Raw genomic sequence first — 1,003 nt, 5'->3', positions numbered from 1 at the left:
CGGGCGCTTTCCCTGGCCGAGCAGCAAGGACGGGACTGCACGTCTGACATCGGCGCAGATGGCCATGCTGTGGGAGGGAATTGACTGGAGGCGGCCGGACTGGGGTGCGCCACCGGCCCGGGTCGGCTGATTTATCTTCCTGTAATTGCGTGTTTTTGTAGCGTTCGAGATGAGGATATGGTATCCATCGCCATGTCCGGAACGATCACGCCACTGCCCAATGATCCTGCCGCCTTGAAGGCGATCATTGCCGCGTTGCAGGCAGAAAATCAGAAGATGTCGGCGAGCTTGCGCGCCCATGACCTGCTGGTTCAGGCGCTGCGCGTCCGGATTGCCAAATTGCAAAAGCAGAAGTTCGGAGCCAGTTCGGAAAAGATCGAACGCGAGATCGAGCAGCTGGAACTGGCGCTGGAAGACCTGCAGCTGGCTCTGGCCGAGGCCAATGACCCGTCGCCCGCTGCCGAGGAGGGGCCGGACACGGAAGCACAGGCCCCGGAACCGGCTGAACCCCAGGAAACCAAACGCCGCCGCCCGAAGGTCTCGAAGGACACGCCGCGCGAACGGCGCACGTATGATCCCGGCGAGAATTGCCCCGATTGCGGTGGCGATCTGCGGGTGATCGGTGAGGATGTCAGCGAACTGATCGACATGATTGCCGCGCAGTTGAAGGTCATCGAGATCGCGCGCATCAAGAAGTCCTGCCGGCGCTGCGAGAAGATCGTCCAGGTCCCGGCACCCAGCCGGCCGATCCCGCGAAGCATGGCGGGACCGAACCTGCTCGCCTATGTCCTGGTCTCGAAGTTCGACGATCATGTGCCGCTCTACAGGCAGAACGAGATCTTTGCCCGGATGGGCGCCGATATCGCCGACACGACGCTCGTGGACTGGTGCGGCGGGGCGATGAAAGCCCTGGCGCCGCTGATCGAAAGGATCGAGGCAGAGATCATGGCCAGCGATCTGCTCCATGCCGATGACACGCCCATCCGGGTTCTCGATCGCAGCA

General features: G+C 62.5%; 2 protein-coding genes. Both read left to right on the top strand.

Features of this window, described 5'->3' with window-relative positions:
• Nucleotides 1–130, top strand: a 130-nt coding sequence (gene tnpB / locus IEX25_RS19820; RefSeq protein ID WP_188717444.1) for an IS66 family insertion sequence element accessory protein TnpB, incomplete at its 5' end; no start/stop codon positions are given.
• Between the two features lie 62 nt (nucleotides 131–192).
• Nucleotides 193–1,003: IS66 family transposase (locus IEX25_RS19815; protein ID WP_188717441.1), on the top strand; the 811-nt coding region annotated here is incomplete at its 3' end.

It is taken from the genome of Paracoccus acridae (assembly GCF_014642735.1).
Taxonomy (GTDB): Bacteria; Pseudomonadota; Alphaproteobacteria; order Rhodobacterales; family Rhodobacteraceae; genus Paracoccus; species Paracoccus acridae.
The sequence above is the reverse complement of the archived record's forward strand: the minus strand, read 5'-3'. Positions and strand labels throughout refer to the sequence as shown.